We start from the raw sequence: 16,938 nt of genomic DNA, 5'->3' as shown, positions 1-16,938 counted from the left end.
TGCATTCGAATGATGTCGTGAAGGCCTCTCAGGCGTTCCAGTCAGAGATTGTCAAATTATCGTCCGAATATTTGCTGCATCGCAATAATCGCCGCTCGGTAATCGGCTGCGGCCGTGACCGCGCTGACGACGGCCGCGCTGCCGACGCCCGCCGCCAGCACGGCGCCGAGCGTGTCGACGGTGATGCCGCCGATCGCGACGAGCGGCGCCTGCGGCCCCGCGAAGCGCGCATAGCGCGCGAGCCGCGCCAGGCCCTGCGGCGGCGCGGCGACCGCCTTCGTCGTGGTCGCGAACACCGGGCCGAGCGCGAGGTAGCTCGGCTTCACCTGCAGCGCGACGAGCATTTCGTAATACCCGTGGCTCGACAGCCCGAGCCGCACGCCGGCCTGCGCGATCGCCGCGAGATCGGCTGTCTCGAGATCTTCCTGGCCGAGGTGGATGCCGTACGCGCCCGCGTCGAGCGCGAGCCGCCAGTGATCGTTGATGAACACGCGCGCGTCCGGATGACGGCGGCCCGCGGCGACGGCCCGCCCGATCTGGGCGCGCAGCGCGTCGGGCGACGCATCCTTCACGCGCAGTTGCACAGTCTTCACGCCGCAGTCGAGCACCCGCTCGACCCATTCGGCGCTCGGCAGCACCGGATACAGGCCGAGCCGGTGCGGGCACGCCGGGAACGCGGACTCCGGTGACGCGGCCACATCGAGCGCGCGCGGAAAGCGCGCCGGATCGACGGGCCAGGAATCGTCGCCGCGCGCCTCGTCGCCGTCGCGCCACGCGAGCGCGAGCACGAGCGCATCGGGCGCCGGAAAGCCGCAATCGAGGAACGCGGCGAGCGCGGCGATCCAGTCTTCGGCGAGCGGCGCGCGCGCGGCGAGCGCATGGCGCGCCGCGCCGGCGTACAGCGTCGCCAACGTGTCGTCGATGACGATCGCCTGCGCGCCCGCCGTAGTCAGCCGCGCGAGATGGGCGGCGTCGGCATCGGCGTCGCCTGCGGTCGCGACCCACAGGTCGCCCGCGCGCGGATGCTCGGGCGGCGCAAGGCAGATCCGCGAGCGCGCCGCGGGCTGCGGCCACACGCCGAGCGTCGCGCGAATCCGCTCGGCGGCCTCGGTAAGCTCGTCGGCGGGCGGCCAGAACGCGTCGGGCAGCGCGGCGCTCATGCGTGGCTCCCGTCCTGGTGCCAGAACGGCATCCCGACGACGGGCGTGCTCGCGTGCGCGGTCTCGCGCGCGTCCATCGGCCCGGCCAGGTACGCGGCGCGCCCCGCCTCGACGCCCTGTGCGAACGCGCGCGCCATGATCTCCGGATGCGTCGCCTGCGACACGGCGGTGTTGAGCAGCACGCCGTCGAAGCCCCACTCCATCACCTGGCACGCGTGCGACGGCACGCCGAGCCCCGCGTCGACGATGAGCGGCACGTCCGGCAGCCGCTCGCGCAGCACGCGCAGCCCGTACGGGTTCACGACGCCCTTACCGGTGCCGATCGGCGCGCCCCACGGCATCAGCGCCTCGCAGCCCGCATCGAGCAGGCGCCGGCCGATCACGAGATCCTCGGTGCAGTACGGCAGCACCTTGAAGCCGTCCTTCACGAGCAGCGTCGCCGCCTCGATGAGACCGACCGGGTCCGGCTGCAGCGTGTAATCGTCGCCGATCAGCTCGAGCTTGATCCAGTCGGTTTCGAACACTTCGCGCGCCATCTGCGCGGTCGTCACCGCCTCGGCGACTGTCTGGCAGCCCGCCGTGTTCGGCAACAGCGGCACGTTGTGGCGCTTGAGCAGATCGAAGAAGCCGGCCTCGGCCGCACCGGCGTTCATCTGGCGCCGCAGCGCGACCGTCACCATGCCCGGCCGCGCGGCGGCGATCGAATCGGACAGCGACTGCAGAGACGGATAGCGCGACGTGCCGAGCAGCACGCGGCTCGCGAAGGTTGTGCCGTGCAGCGTGAGCGTGTCGGCGGAAGAAAGAGGCGTCATCGGAAGATCCTGTGGGGGCGGGTGCAGGGACGAAGCTGGCGCGCCAACGCGTCAGCCGCCTGCGACCGGATGCACGATGTCGAGCTTGTCGCCCGCGGCGAGTGCGCGTGCCGCGTGCTGCGTGCGCGCGACGAACGCGCCGTTGATCGCGACCGCGAACGGCGGCTGCACGCCGTATGCGGCGAGCGCGTCGGCGACCGTCGCGCCGTCGGGCAGCGAGAGCGTCTGTTGATTGATCTGGATGTCCATGATGCTGTCGATATCGATTGATCGGATCGGCGGGCCGCGCTCACGCGGGCGCGTGCGCCGCGCCTTGCTGCAGCAGCGCCGGCCAGCGCGCGTCGTGGCGCCACGCGGCGAACGTGTCGGCATCCTTCACCGTACGCTCGACAAGCGCCCGTGCGAAGCGGACCGCGGTGTCGGCGACTTCCGGCGCGATCATGAAGCCGTGCCGGTACAGGCCGTTGACCGCGAGCGTCGCACCACCATCCCAGACGAGCGCCGGGCGATGGTTGGGCAGCGTCGGCCGGCATTGCGAATTCAGCTCGAGAATGCGCGCCTCGCCGAACGCCGGATGCACCGAGAACGCGGCGCTCAGCAGCTCGAGCGCCGAGCGCACGCTGACGGGCGACATGTCCTCGCCCTCGATCTCGGTCGCGCCGATCACGTAGAGATCGTTCTCTTTCGGCGCGACGTAGAGCGGATAGCGCGGATGCAGAAGCCGCACGGGGCGCGTGAGGCCGATGCCCGGCGCGTGCACGCGCACGACCTCGCCGCGGATCCCGCGCAGCGTCGGCATCTGCGCCTTCGCGCCGAGCCCGCGGCAATCGATCGTGATGCGCGCGACGGGCGCCGCCTGCGGCTCGATTGCGGTGTTCCAGTGCGCGTCGACGCCGCGCTCGGCGAGGCCCGCAGCGAGCGCGCGCAGCACCTGGCGGTTGTCGAGCTGGCCTTCGCGCGGCAGCAGGAGGCCGTGCGCGAAGCGCCCGGCGAGCGCCGGCTCGGCCGCGTCGACCTGTGCGCCCGCGAGCGCGACGAGGCCACCGTCGAGCAGCTCGGCGCTCGCGTTCGCGCGCACGCGGCGCTCAAAGAGCGGCGCTTCCGCGCGGTCCGCGTGATGCCAGACGACGAGCGTGCCGTTGCGCTGGAAGAACACGGGCTCGGGCAGCTCGGCAAGCCAGCGCGGCCAGAGGTCGAGCGATGCGACGCCGAGATCGGAGATGAAGCGCTCGGCGCTCGCCGCTTCGGCGAGCGGCGCGAGCATCGCCGCCGCGACCCATGCGGCGGAACCCGAGCCCGCCGCATCGCCGCGCTCGTAGAGCGCGACGCGGTGCCCCGCGCCCGCGAGGCGCCACGCGATCAGACGGCCGACGAGGCCGCCGCCCAGCACCGCGAAATCGGGTTCAGACGCGTGCAGGTTCATCGCATCCGCCCGTCGTGTTCGTCACCGAGAGACGGCCCGAAAGGCGGGCCGGGGAAGCCGCCGCGGCCGACGGCTCGCAGCGAAGCAAAAGAACTGAAGATTGCACGGTCATCGATACCTTCCGTCACGCGCGAAGATGCGCACCCAAAAGGACGAAACCGGCGACTGAGGCCGGCCAGAACCATGCGACGCGCAGCTCGACAAAGCGACGGCGGCGGGCGCGGCCCGGCGGGATCGGAAACTTCCCGCGCCGGTATTACCCGGATCGGGTGCGAAGGGTCTCTCTCAGCCTCGCCGCGCATCCGGCCGTGCCGACCGGCAGGGCCGAGGCGCGCGAAGCACCCCTGTTTCGTCGACGGCCATTAGACCATAAAAGCGGAAACGGCAGCAAACCTCGGAATGCGGCAAATTCGCCTGCCGCACCGCGGCGCTGGCACAATGCCCGCAGGGCACGGCGCGCGAGCGACATCGCGGCGGCGGCGTGCCGATGTCGCTCCCGGCGTTAAGCGTCGTTTAAGACATGCTCGCCAGAATCCGCGGCACGCTCGCCGCGCGGCGGCGCCGAACGGGCGCGCCGGGCGCGGCGCGGCCGTCCGCCCGGCGTCGCCGGCCTCACATCAGGAAGCTCATGACTCAATCGATGCAAGCCCTCGCCCCCATTCCGGACGATCCGTCGCGACATCCGTCTCCGATATCCACGTGGAGCCTCATCAAGCCCTATTGGGTCTCCGAAGAGTGGAAGGTCGCGTGGGGACTGCTCGTCACGATCGTCGCGATCAATCTGACGCTCGTGTGGATCAACGTGCGGATCAACTCGTGGAGCGCGTCGTTCTACAACGCGCTGCAATCGAAGGACGTGCGCGACTTCCCGAGCCTGCTGATCACGTTCGCGGTGCTCGCGTTCGCGTTCATCATCCTCGCGGTGTACGGTCTCTACTTGCGGCAGATGCTCGGCTTCCGCTGGCGCCAGTGGCTGACGACGCGCTTCCTGCACGAATGGCTCGGCGACCGCAACTTCTACCGGATCGAGCGCGACCGGCTCGCCGACAACCCCGACCAGCGGATCGCAGACGACCTGCAGTCGCTCGCGTCGACGACGCTGTCGCTGTCGCTCGACCTGCTGTCGACGGTCGTCACGCTGATCTCGTTCGCGACGATCCTCTGGTCGATCGCCGGCGCGGCGACAATCACGCTCAGCGGCCACGCGATCACGATCCCCGGCTACATGGTGTGGGTCGCGATGATCTACGCGATCGCCGGTTCGTACGTGATGCACCGCTTCGGCCATCCGCTCGTGTCGATCAACTACCAGCAGCAGCGCGTCGAGGCGGACTTCCGCTTCAGCCTGATCCGCATCCGTGAGAACGCTGAGCAGATCGCGTTCTACAGCGGCGAGCCCGTCGAGACCGCACACGAGCAGAACCTGTTCCAGCGGATCCGCGAGAACTGGTGGCGCGTGATGCGCTACACGAAGCGCCTCACGTTCGTGCTGAACTTCTACGCGCAGCTCGCGAGCCTCTTTCCGATCGCGGTCGCCGCGCCCCGCTACTTCGCAGGCGCGTTCACGTTCGGCGTGCTGATGCAGATCAGCCGTGCGTTCAGCACCGTCAGCGACTCGTTCTCGTGGTTCATCAACAGTTACGGCACGCTCGCCGAGTGGCGCGCGACCGTCAACCGTCTGCGCGAATTCAAGCGTGTGATGGGCGCGTCGCACCTGAAGGAAGCGATGTCGCCCGCGACCGAGCACGGCGGCATCAACCTGCATTACGTCGACACGGCCGAAATCACGACGTCGGGCCTAAAGCTCGCGCTGCCGAATGGCGCGGCGCTCGCGTCGATTGGCGACGTCGCGATCCAGCCCGGCTCGCGCTGGCTCGTACGCGGGCCGTCCGGCTCCGGCAAGAGCACGCTGATGCGTGCGCTCGCGGGCCTCTGGCCGTTCGGCGACGGCGCGATCGATGCGCCCGTCGACGCGCGGATGATGTTCGTCCCGCAGCAGAGCTACCTGCCGATCGGCGCGCTGAAGGCGGCGCTCGCGTATCCGTCGGCCGTCGACACGTTCAGCGACGACGCATGCCGCGACGCGCTGCGCGCATGCGGCCTCGGCGACTACGCCGAGCGGCTCGGCGAGACCGGCCACTGGACGCGCATCCTGTCGCCCGGCGAGCAGCAGCGTCTCGCGGGCGCACGCGTGCTGCTGCACAAGCCCGACTATCTGTTCCTCGACGAAGCGACGAGCGCGCTCGACGCCGACAACGAAGCGCGCCTCTACCGGCTCTTCGACGAGCGGCTGCCGAAGGCGGCGATCGTCAGCATCGCGCACCGCGAATCGGTCGCATCGTTCCATGAGCAGACGCTCGACGTGCGCCGCGATGAAGCGAGGGTCGCCGCGTGAGCGGCGCACATTCTCGCGTCGCGCCGATCACGGGCGCGGGCTCGGAGATCAGCGCGGCGCGCGCACGCTCGCGGCGCCCGGCGGCGCGCTGATGCTGCATGCGCGCGGCGCGGACGAAGCCGCGCGCGAGCGGTTCGCCGCGGTGGACGATCGATGCCGCGCGGCGGGGCGCCGCATGCGCGGCGTTCGCCGCGGATCTCGCCGCCGGGCACGAACCGGAGATCAATTTCGACGGGGCGACGCTCGCGCGGTACGGCAGCGGGCGATGAGCGGCCGGTGCGTGGAGGTCGGCGATGCGCCAGCGGGACGCGCGGCCGCAGATCGTGTCCACGCTCGCCGACGATCGTAAATGCCAAGAAGTGTCGCCGAATGCCGGTCGGCGACGCAGCCGGTCATTTCGTCAGACAGGCGAAAGAGAGGATATCGAACGACAAGCGGCCGGCGCCGCGATCGCTTCGGGAACCTGAGCATTCGGCGAAATGCCGATCGACAACCAGGCCCCGCGCTACGCTCGCCCCGCCGTCATCCACGCAGCGCCGCCGACGCGAGCACCCGATGCTCGGCGCCCGGGCGCGTGAGAATGCTCTCGTAGAGCGTGAGCGTTTCGAACCGCAACGCGAGCGGTATGCCGCTTACGGCATCGTTCGCGCTGTCGGTCGCCACGCGATGCGCGTCACGCGGAAACCGCGCGATCGTCACGTGCGGCTTGAACGCGCGGCTGTCGGGCGGCAAACCGAGCTCGCGTAATGCGCCGCCCACCCGCTCGCCGAGCGCGAGCAATTGTGGCTGCGGCGCGAGCTCCGCGACGACGAGCCGCGCATGCGCGGTGCTCGGCCAGCAGACGACGCGCTCGACGTCGACGGGCGGCACCGCGTCGACCGCCGCGAGTTCGGCAAGGCGCGCGCCGAGCCGCTCGCTCTTCGTCCGCTCGACCGAGCCGAGGAACGCGATCGTCACGTGCAATTGGTCGCGCGACGTACGCCGCGCACCAGCGGCGACGGGCAGCGCCGCGAGCGCGTCGCGCGACGCCCGATCGAGCGTGAGCGCGACGAAGCAGCGCAGCCGGTCGCCCGCCATCGTCACCGCGCGGAGCCGAGCGGCCCCGCGGCCTGAGCCGCGCCCGCGCCACCTGCGCCGTGCGCCGCTGCGAGCTTGTCGCCCTGCGGCAGCGGCCCGTGATCGCCCCACACGTCTTCCGGGAGCACCTTGGCGAGCGTGGGAATCGTCTTGCGCGTGAACACCGGATCGGCCACGCCCGCCGCGCGCTGGCGCTGGTAATCGCGCCACGCGGCGAGCGCGTACTTGCCGAGCGCGAGGATCGCGAGCAGGTTGATGAGCGCCATCAGGCCCATGCTCGTGTCGGCCATCGCCCACACGAGCGGCAGTTGGCCGACGCTGCCGAACATCACCATCCCGAGCACCGCGAGACGGAAAATCAGCAGCGCGCCGCGTCGCCGCGTGACGAACTCGACGTTGCCTTCCGCATACGCGTAGTTGCCGATCACCGACGAGAACGCGAGGAAAAAGATCGCCACCGCCATGTAGATGCCTCCCCAGTCGCCGACGTGGCTCGAGATCGCGCGCTGCGTGAGCGCCGCGCCCTCCATCGACGTGCCCGGCTCGTACTGCCCCGACAACAGGATCACGAACGCGGTCGCGCTGCAGATCACGATCGTGTCGACGAACACGCCGAGCATCTGGATCAGGCCCTGCGTGACCGGATGCCGCGTGCTCGCGGTCGCGGCCGCGTTCGGCGCGCTGCCCATCCCGGCCTCGTTCGAGAACAGGCCGCGCTTCACGCCGATCGACACCGCCTGGCTCACCGCATAGCCGGCGAAGCCGCCCGCCGCCTGATCGAGGCCGAACGCGCTCTTCACGATGAGCACGATCATCTCCGGCACGAGCGCGACGTGCGTCGCGACCGCGTAGACGGCGAGCGCGAGATAGCCGATCGCCATCACGGGCACGATCACCTGCGCGACGTGCGCGATCCGGCGAATGCCGCCGAAGATGATCGGCGCCGTCAGCGCGACGAGCCCGAGCCCGACCGCGGCGCGGCTGAAGCCGAACGACGTGTTGAACGCCTCGGCGATCGCATTCGCCTGCACCGCATTGAACACGAAGCCGAACGCGAGGATCAGCGACAGCGAGAACAGCACGCCGAAGCCGCGCGAGCGCAGCCCGATCTGGATGTAGTACGCGGGGCCGCCGCGATACGTGCCGTCATGATGCGACACCTTGAAGATTTGCGCGAGCGTCGCTTCGACGAATGCGGACGACATCCCGACGAGCGCCGTCATCCACATCCAGAAGATCGCGCCCGGGCCGCCCACCGTCATCGCGACCGCAACGCCCGCGATGTTGCCCGTGCCGACGCGGCTCGCGAGCCCGGTCGCGAATGCCTGGAACGACGAGATGCTGCCCGGCTCGCCCTTGCTGCCGACGAGGCGCATGCTGAGGAACAGCGCGCGCAACTGGATCATCCTGAAGCGCAGCGTGAACCACACGCCGGCGCCGAGCAGCAGCGCAATCAGCACGTAGTTCCAGAGAATGCCGTTGATCCCGTCGATCAACGTATGCACAAAGCCTTCCATCCATCATCTCCTGATTTGGGGGCGGATTATTCTTGATTCCGGTCATAGCCGGCCGAGGGCCGACATGATATGACAGGTTTCGCCGACACTTACAAAATGAAATTTTTGTAGAGAAAGATGAAAGGATGTGCACGATGCGCGGCGCCCATCGACGACGCCTTCGCGATCCATGCGATGCGCGCGCCGCCGAGCGATCGCGCATAAAAAAACCGGGCGCCCTCATGGACGCCCGGTTCGTCGAAACGACGCTCTGGCGAACGACGCTCGCTCAGCGCGGCAGTTCCGAGCTGCCCGTCAGGTACGCGTCGACCGAGCGCGCGCACTGTCGGCCTTCGCGGATCGCCCAGACGACGAGCGACTGGCCCCGGCGCATGTCGCCCGCGGCGAACACCTTGTCGACCGACGTGTAGTACGCGCGATCGCCTTCGGTGCCCGCACGCGCGTTGCCGCGCGCGTCCTTCGCGACGCCGAACGCGTCGAGCACGGGCGCGGCCGGCTGCGTGAAGCCCATCGCGAGCAGCACGAGATCGGCCTTGATCTCGAACTCGGAATTCGGCACTTCCTGCATCTTGCCGTCGACCCACGCGACGCGCACCGCGATCAGCTTCTCGACCTTGCCGTTCTTGCCTTCGAAGCGCTTCGTCGCGACCGCCCAGTCGCGCTCGCAGCCTTCGTCGTGCGAAGACGACGTGCGCAGCTTGACCGGCCAGTACGGCCACACGAGCGGCTTGTTCTCCGCTTCGGGCGGCTGCGGCAGCAGCTCGAACTGCGTGATGTGCTTCGCGCCGTGGCGGTTCGACGTGCCGACGCAGTCCGAGCCCGTATCGCCGCCGCCGATCACGACGACGTGCTTGCCCTTCGCGAGCAGTTGATCGGGCACCTTGTCGCCCGCGTTCACCTTGTTCTGCTGCGGCAGGAAATCCATCGCGTAATGGATGCCCGCGAGCTCGCGGCCCGGCACCGGCAGATCGCGCGGCGTTTCCGAGCCGCCCGCGATCACGACTGCGTCGAACTCGTCCTTCAGCGTGTCGGGCGAGATCGTCTCCTTCGCCATGTTGCCGATCGACTCGGGCAGCGGCTCACGGCCGATGAACACGCTCGTGCGGAACGTCACGCCTTCCGCCTCCATCTGGCGCATCCGGCGGTCGATCAGCCACTTCTCGAGCTTGAAGTCGGGGATTCCGTAGCGCAGCAGGCCGCCGATCCGGTCGCTCTTCTCGAACACCGTCACGTCGTGGCCCGCGCGCGCGAGCTGCTGCGCGGCGGCGAGGCCCGCGGGGCCCGAGCCGACGACCGCGACCTTCTTGCCCGTCTTGTGCGCGGCCGGCTGCGGCTCGACCCAGCCTTCCGACCACGCTTTGTCGATGATCGCGTGCTCGATCGACTTGATGCCGACGGGATCGTCGTTGATCCCGAGCGTGCACGCCGCTTCGCACGGCGCCGGGCAGATGCGGCCCGTGAACTCGGGGAAGTTGTTCGTCGAGTGCAGCACTTCGATCGCCTGCCGCCAATCCTGGCGATACACGAGATCGTTGAAGTCCGGAATGATGTTGTTGACGGGGCACCCGTTGTTGCAGAACGGGATGCCGCAATCCATGCAGCGCGCGCCCTGGATCTTCGCATCCTCGTCGGTGAGTGCCGCGACGAACTCCTTGTAGTGCTTCACGCGTGTAAGCGGTGCTTCGTACGCCTCGTGGCGGCGTTCGAACTCCAGAAAACCGGTTGCCTTGCCCATAAGGTTCTCTTCTGAATCTGTTGAATCGAGTAAGGGGGACCCGCGCCCGTCCACCGGACGGGCGCGTTCGCTATGTCGTCGAGCCGCCCTGCATCAGGCGGCGAGCACCTCGTTGGCTTTCTTCTTCGCGCCGATTTCGCCGAGCGCGCGCTTGTATTCGTGCGGGAACACCTTCACGAACTGGCGGCGCGCCGCATCCCAGTTCTCGAGCAGCGACTTCGCGCGCGGCGAGCCGGTGAACTGGAAGTGACGCTCGACGAGCCCCTTGAGGAGCGCTTCGTCCGTCGCGCCGGCGTGCCAGAGTGCGGGATCGACCGTGCGCTCCTGCTCGGCCTGTTGCAGCACCGGATCGAGCGCGACCATCGACTTGTTGCACTTCGCGGCGAACGTGCCGTCCGGGTCGTACACGTATGCGACGCCGCCCGACATGCCCGCGGCGAAGTTGCGCCCGGTCTCGCCGAGCACGACGACCGTGCCGCCCGTCATGTATTCGCAGCCGTGGTCGCCCGTACCTTCGACGACCGCCGTCGCGCCCGAGTTGCGCACGCAGAAGCGCTCGCCCGCGACGCCGCGGAAGAACGCTTCGCCTTCGAGCGCGCCGTACATCACCGTGTTGCCGCAGATGATGTTCTCCTCGGACTTGCCGCGGAAGTCGTTGGTCGGACGGATGATGATCCGGCCGCCCGACAGGCCCTTGCCGACGTAGTCGTTGCCGTCGCCGACGAGGTCGAGCGTCACGCCCTTCGCGAGGAACGCGCCGAAGCTCTGGCCCGCCGTGCCCTTCAACTGGATGTGGACCGCGTCGTCGGCGAGGCCGTCGTGGCCGTGCTTCTTCGCGATCGCGCCGGACAGCATCGCGCCGACCGTGCGGTTCACGTTGCGCACCGGCTGGATGAACGACACGTGCTCGCCGTTCTCGATCGCGGCCTTCGCTTTCTCGATCAGCGTGTGGTCGAGCGAGCGCTCGAGGCCGTGGTCCTGCGACTCGAGGTGGCGGCGCGCAATGCCCTCGCAGCCTTCCGGCTGATAGAACACGCGCGTGAAGTCGAGGCCCTTCGCCTTCCAGTGCTCGACGCCGCGGCGCATGTCGAGCAGATCGGCGCGGCCGACGAGATCGTCGAACTTCGCGATGCCGAGCTGCGCCATGATCTCGCGCGCTTCCTCGGCGACGAAGAAGAAGTAGTTGACGACGTGCTCGGGCTGGCCCGAGAACTTCGCGCGCAGCACCGGATCCTGCGTCGCGACGCCGACCGGGCACGTGTTCAGATGGCACTTGCGCATCATGATGCAGCCTTCGACGACGAGCGGCGCCGTCGCGAAGCCGAATTCGTCCGCGCCGAGGAGCGCGCCGATCACGATGTCGCGACCCGTCTTCATCTGGCCGTCGGCCTGCACACGGATGCGGCCGCGCAGGCGGTTCAGCACGAGCGTCTGCTGAGTCTCGGCGAGGCCGAGCTCCCACGGCGTGCCCGCGTGCTTGATCGACGACAGCGGCGAGGCACCCGTGCCGCCGTCATGACCCGCGATCACGACGTGATCGGCCTTCGCCTTCGCGACGCCCGCCGCGACCGTGCCGACGCCCACTTCCGACACGAGCTTCACCGAGATGCTCGCGACCGGATTGACGTTCTTCAGGTCGTGGATCAGCTGCGCGAGATCCTCGATCGAATAGATGTCGTGGTGCGGCGGCGGCGAGATGAGACCGACGCCCGGCACTGAGTAGCGCAGCTTGCCGATGTATTCGGACACCTTGTGGCCCGGCAGCTGGCCGCCTTCGCCCGGCTTCGCGCCTTGCGCCATCTTGATCTGGATCTGGTCCGCCGACGCGAGGTACTCGGCCGTGACGCCGAAGCGGCCCGACGCGACCTGTTTGATCTTCGAGCGCAGCGAATCGCCTTCCTTGAGCGGAATGTCGCGGACGATTTCGTCGCCGATCACCGACTTCAGCGTGTCGCCGACCTTGATCGGAATGCCGCGCAGCTCGTTGCGATAGCGGTGCTCGTCCTCGCCGCCTTCGCCGGTGTTCGACTTGCCGCCGATCCGGTTCATCGCGATCGCGAGCGTCGTGTGCGCTTCCGTGCTGATCGAGCCGAGCGACATCGCGCCCGTCGCGAAGCGCTTGACGATGTCCTTCGCCGGTTCGACTTCGTCGATCGGAATCGCCTTCATCGGATCGACCTTGAACTCGAACAGGCCGCGCAGCGTCATGTGGCGCTTGGTCTGATCGTTGATGAGGTGCGCATATTCCTTGTACGTCTGGTACGAGTTGCCGCGCGTCGCGTGCTGCAGTTTCGCGATCGAATCGGGCGTCCACATATGGTCTTCGCCGCGCACGCGGAACGCGTACTCGCCGCCCGCGTCGAGCATGTCGGCGAGCACCGGGTTGTCGCCGAACGCGTCGCGGTGCAGGCGGATCGCCTCGTCGGCCACGTCGAAGAGGCCGATGCCGCCCACCTTCGACGCCGTGCCCTTGAAGTACTTGTCGACGAGCTCGGTCGACAGGCCGAGCGCCTCGAAGATCTGCGCGCCGGTATACGACATGTAGGTGGAGATGCCCATCTTCGACATCACCTTCTGCAGGCCCTTGCCGACCGCCTTCGTGAAGTTGTAGATCGCCTTCTCCGGCGACAGGTCGCCCGGCAGGCCTTCCGCCATCTTCGCGAGCGTTTCCATCGCGAGGTACGGGTGCACGGCTTCCGCGCCGTAGCCGGCCAGCAGCGCGAAGTGGTGCGTCTCGCGCGCGGAGCCCGTCTCGACGACGAGGCCCGTGCTCGTGCGCAGCCCCTGCTGCACGAGGTGCGTGTGGATCGCCGACGTCGCGAGGAGCGCCGGGATCGCGACGTTCTCGGCGTCCGTCTTGCGGTCCGATACGATGAGGATGTTGTAGCCCGACTTCACTGCGTCGACGGCTTCCGCGCACAGCGACGCGAGACGCGCCTCGATGCCTTCCTTGCCCCACGCGACCGGATAGCAGATGTTCAGCTCGTACGCGCTGAACTTGCCGCCCGTGTAGCGATCGATCGAGCGGATCTTCGCGATGTCCTTGAAGTCGAGCACGGGCTGCGACACTTCGAGACGCATCGGCGGGTTGATGTTGTTCGTGTCGAGCAGGTTCGGCTTCGGGCCGATGAACGACACGAGCGACATCACCATGTTCTCGCGGATCGGGTCGATCGGCGGGTTCGTGACCTGCGCGAACAACTGCTTGAAGTAGTGATAGAGCGTCTTGTTCTTGTTCGACATGACGGCCAACGGCGAATCGTTGCCCATCGAGCCGACCGCTTCCTCGCCCTGCTGCGCCATCGGGGCCATCAGGAACTTGAGGTCTTCCTGCGTGTAGCCGAACGCCTGCTGGCGATCGAGCAGCACGGCCGACGCGCGGCGCTCGGCCGCGACGTCCGCGTCCTCCGGCTCGATCTCGTCGAGCTTGATGCGGACCGCGTCGATCCAGCTCTTGTACGGCTTCGCGTTCGCGAGATTGTCCTTCAGCTCCTTGTCGTCGATGATCCGGCCGTGCTCCATGTCGATCAGAAACATCTTGCCCGGCTGCAGACGCCATTTCTTGACGATCTTCGATTCGGGAATCGGCAGCACGCCCGATTCCGACGCCATGATCACGAGATCGTCGTCGGTGATGATGTAGCGGGCCGGACGCAGGCCGTTGCGGTCGAGCGTCGCGCCGATCTGGCGGCCGTCGGTGAACGCGATCGCGGCGGGACCGTCCCACGGCTCCATCATCGCGGCGTGGTATTCGTAGAACGCGCGGCGGTTGTCGTCCATCAGCGTGTGCTGTTCCCACGCTTCCGGAATCATCATCATCACCGCGTGCACGAGCGGATAACCCGCCATCACGAGCAGCTCGAGGCAGTTGTCGAACGAAGCCGTATCCGACTGGCCCGGATAGATCAGCGGCCAAAGCTTCGGCAGATCGTCGCCGAGCACGTGCGACGCGATCGCGCCGGTACGCGCGTTCAGCCAGTTGACGTTGCCCTTCACCGTGTTGATTTCGCCGTTGTGCGCGATCATCCGGTACGGGTGAGCCAGTTCCCACGCGGGGAACGTGTTCGTCGAGAAGCGCTGGTGCACGAGCGCGAGCGCGGAGACGACGCGCTCGTCCTGCAGATCGCGGTAGTACACGCCGACCTGGCCGGCGAGCAGCAGCCCCTTGTAGACGACCGTGCGCGCGGACATCGACGGCACGAAGTATTCCTTGCCGTGCTTGAGCTTGAGCGCCTGGATCCGGTGGCTCGCGGTCTTGCGGATCACGTAGAGCTTGCGCTCGAGCGCGTCCGTCACCATCACGTCCTTGCCGCGGCCGATGAAGATCTGGCGAATCACGGGCTCGCTCGCCTTCACCGCGGGCGAGATCGGCATCGCATGATCGACCGGCACGTCGCGCCAGCCGAGCACGACCTGGCCTTCCGCCTTCACTGTGCGCTCGAGCTCCTGCTCGCACGCGATCCGCGACGCGCTCTCCTTCGGCAGGAAGATCATGCCGACCCCATATTCGCCGGTGGGCGGCAGCGTCACGCCCTGCTTCGCCATCTCCTCGCGATAGAACGCGTCCGGGATCTGGATCAGGATGCCCGCACCGTCGCCCATCAGCGGATCGGCGCCGACCGCACCGCGGTGATCGAGATTCTCGAGGATCTTCAGACCCTGCTCTACGATTTCGTGGGTCTTCTTGCCCTTGATGTGAGCGACGAAGCCGACGCCACAGGCATCGTGCTCGTTTTGCGGGTCGTACAGACCTTGCGCGGCGGGAATCGCGCTCTGCGGCTGCTGGTGGTCGATCATGGGGACACCGTCTGTAATGGGCCTAACGGCCGTTGAACCATTTGCTTGTTGCCCGTCGCCCCCGCCTCCCGGTGGAGCGCAACGCGGCCGGCCGGGACAGAGCGCACCGCGCCCGGACCGCCGGAATTCGGAATATACGCGACGAATCAATGGAATAGCAAATTAATGCCAATGATTTGCCCCCAATTATCATCTTGGTGCGCGATCATGCGTATTTATTGGGGCAGCATCAAAATGGGGCAAAAATAAGCGGCGCCCTCGGGTGCCGCCTTGCGCGCCGCCGTCGACGCGCTCACTGCTGGATGGGCGGCGTGTTCTCGCGCACCTTGCGGGGCCGCCCGCGCGGCAGCGGCGACACGCGCCGGTTCGCCGTGCGCGCCGCCCATTCGCGGTAGGTCTCGCCACCCAGCACCCAGCCCTTCAGCGTCGCCTGCTGGAGCTGATCGGCCTGGCGCTCGTCGAGCGGCTGCTCGCACAGCTCCTTGTACGCGCGCTGCCGCTCGAACGGCGTGTTGCCGAGCGCCCAGTACAGCGGATGGTCGGTGATCAGGCTATCGACGGTGAGGCCGACGTGATGGCGATAGCTCGACCAGCGGTACGCTTCGGGGCTCGTCACGAGTTGCGCGCGCACCGGGCTTATCTCGACGACGCGGCTCGCGAGCAGAAAGTAGCGCTCGCCCTCGATCACGGTCGCGCGATAGCGCCCTTCCCACAACGTGCCGCGTCGCGAGTAGCGCCGGTTGAAATGCGCGACGTAGCGGCGGCCGACCGCCTGCATCGCTTTCGGCAGGCTGGCCTCGTCGCTCGGCGTCACAAGAAGCTGGACCTGGCGCGGCAGCAGCACGTATGCATGCACCGCCAGATGATGATCGCGCGCCGCCGCCTTCAGGCAATCGATGAATAATTCGTAATCCTGGTCGTCGACGAACGCCGGTTGCTGATCCAGGCCGCGTAGAATCACGTGCTGCGGCTGATCGGGAACGTAAAGTCGTGCTAGCCGTGCCATGCTGAATGTCCGTTTGATCGCGTTAGGAAATACCCGAAGGCTCGTATAAGTGCGTCCGCGTCAAAGCCCGTCGCGGTGCGGGAATACGCACGGTCGTGCGAATTCTAGGGAAAATGCTCTAGCTTACAACTCTGTTCTGTTTGAAACGCCGTCGTCATAATGAGCACGCCCTTTTATCGGAGGAGACAAAGGATGAAACAAAAAATGGCCATTACGGGGGCCGTTGCGCTCGCTTTTGCGGCAGCCGCGACCGCAGCGCACGCGCAATCCGCAGGTAGCTTCTACGTCACGACCGGCTGGTTCCACCTCGCCCCTCAGGACAGCAGCGATCCGCTGAAAGTCATGAACGTCGGCGGCACGCCTGTCAACCAATCGGTGCCCAACACGGGAGCCGGCATCGACAATGCCGATACCATCGGTTTGGCCGCCGGCTACTTCGTGACGGATCACATCGTCACTGAATTGGTCGCCGGGATCCCGCCAAGGTTCAATCTGAACGGCGAGGGCTCGCTGCAACGATTCGGTGTACTTGGCCATGCATACCAATGGAGCCCAGCGCTCCTGCTCAAGTATTACTTCAACGATGCGAAAGCGAAGTTCCGGCCATACGTGGGCGTCGGCGCTTCCTACATCTGGTTCACCGGCGCCAAGATCACCAACAGCGTCTTCCAGCAAGGCGTGCTCGGCGGTCCGACGAGCGTGACGACGAGTAACCAGTGGGCGCCCGTCCTCAACGCAGGCTTCACCTACAACTTCACCGATCACTGGTTCGGCGGGCTTTCCGTCTCGTATATTCCGGTGAGCCTGACGGCTACGCTGACGACGCAACGCCCGACGCCAATCGGTACGCTCACGCAAACCTCGCAGGCGAAGATCCGACTGAACCCGATCGTGACCTACCTGAACATCGGCTACCGTTTCTAAGCGTAGTCGAATATTTGGGGAATGGTTAATTCCGCTGCAATTTGTAGCGGAATTTTCTTGAGGTTACGAGGCGGTCATCGCCTCTTGCTCCG

The 16,938-nt window shown here is 67.4% G+C and carries 11 protein-coding genes and 1 riboswitch; of the genes, 2 read left to right on the top strand and 9 right to left on the bottom strand.

The features are described from left to right. Positions 1 to 56: 56 nt before the first annotated feature. The 4 genes from thiE to WS70_RS02065 are packed head-to-tail and all read right to left on the bottom strand — an operon-like array spanning position 57 to position 3,395. On the bottom strand, positions 57 to 1,160 hold the full coding sequence (gene thiE / locus WS70_RS02080; RefSeq protein WP_082722385.1) for a thiamine phosphate synthase: 1,104 nt from the start codon (positions 1,158 to 1,160) through the stop codon (positions 57 to 59). Beyond that, a complete protein-coding gene (locus WS70_RS02075; RefSeq protein WP_059472219.1) occupies positions 1,157 to 1,972 on the bottom strand; it encodes a thiazole synthase in 816 nt (271 codons plus the stop codon). Before WS70_RS02075 ends, thiE begins: the two co-directional genes overlap by 4 nt. A gap of 51 nt (positions 1,973 to 2,023) precedes the next feature. Next, positions 2,024 to 2,221, bottom strand: a complete 198-nt coding sequence (thiS, locus tag WS70_RS02070; protein ID WP_059472218.1) for a sulfur carrier protein ThiS — start codon at positions 2,219 to 2,221, stop codon at positions 2,024 to 2,026. 40 nt (positions 2,222 to 2,261) lie between these two features. Then, entirely contained in the window at positions 2,262 to 3,395 is a 1,134-nt protein-coding gene (locus tag WS70_RS02065; RefSeq protein ID WP_059598036.1) for an FAD-dependent oxidoreductase, read from the bottom strand. Positions 3,396 to 3,620: 225 nt separating this feature from the next. Continuing rightward, a riboswitch (TPP riboswitch) is annotated at positions 3,621 to 3,751 on the bottom strand. Positions 3,752 to 4,023: 272 nt separating this feature from the next. Here WS70_RS02065 and WS70_RS02060 point away from each other — a divergent pair. Beyond that, complete coding sequence (locus WS70_RS02060) at positions 4,024 to 5,790, top strand: ABC transporter ATP-binding protein/permease (protein ID WP_059472256.1); 1,767 nt, start codon at positions 4,024 to 4,026, stop codon at positions 5,788 to 5,790. A gap of 522 nt (positions 5,791 to 6,312) precedes the next feature. Here WS70_RS02060 and thpR read toward each other — a convergent pair. From thpR to WS70_RS02030, 5 genes are all read right to left on the bottom strand, one after another. Then, positions 6,313 to 6,873, bottom strand: a complete 561-nt coding sequence (gene thpR, locus WS70_RS02050) for an RNA 2',3'-cyclic phosphodiesterase (protein WP_059472216.1) — start codon at positions 6,871 to 6,873, stop codon at positions 6,313 to 6,315. Further along, positions 6,870 to 8,384 carry an alanine/glycine:cation symporter family protein gene (locus tag WS70_RS02045; RefSeq protein WP_059472215.1) on the bottom strand — a complete coding sequence of 505 codons (1,515 nt, stop codon included), beginning with the start codon at positions 8,382 to 8,384 and terminating at the stop codon, positions 6,870 to 6,872. Before WS70_RS02045 ends, thpR begins: the two co-directional genes overlap by 4 nt. 268 nt (positions 8,385 to 8,652) lie before the next feature. Beyond that, positions 8,653 to 10,119, bottom strand: coding sequence for a glutamate synthase subunit beta (locus WS70_RS02040; protein WP_059472214.1), 1,467 nt, complete (start codon positions 10,117 to 10,119; stop codon positions 8,653 to 8,655). Positions 10,120 to 10,212: 93 nt separating this feature from the next. Next, a complete protein-coding gene (locus WS70_RS02035) occupies positions 10,213 to 14,916 on the bottom strand; it encodes a glutamate synthase-related protein (protein WP_059598035.1) in 4,704 nt (1,567 codons plus the stop codon). Between the two features lie 292 nt (positions 14,917 to 15,208). Then, positions 15,209 to 15,922 carry a transposase gene (locus WS70_RS02030; protein ID WP_010106907.1) on the bottom strand — a complete coding sequence of 238 codons (714 nt, stop codon included), beginning with the start codon at positions 15,920 to 15,922 and terminating at the stop codon, positions 15,209 to 15,211. A 192-nt stretch (positions 15,923 to 16,114) separates the two neighbouring features. On the opposite strand from WS70_RS02030, the gene WS70_RS02025 reads away from it, so the two are divergent. Then, entirely contained in the window at positions 16,115 to 16,846 is a 732-nt protein-coding gene (locus WS70_RS02025) for an OmpW/AlkL family protein (protein ID WP_059472212.1), read from the top strand. Positions 16,847 to 16,938: the final 92 nt, after the last annotated feature.

Origin of the sequence: Burkholderia mayonis, from assembly GCF_001523745.2 — a bacterium.
Lineage (GTDB): Bacteria > Pseudomonadota > Gammaproteobacteria > Burkholderiales > Burkholderiaceae > Burkholderia > Burkholderia mayonis.
This window is presented reverse-complemented; position numbering and strand designations above follow the sequence as displayed.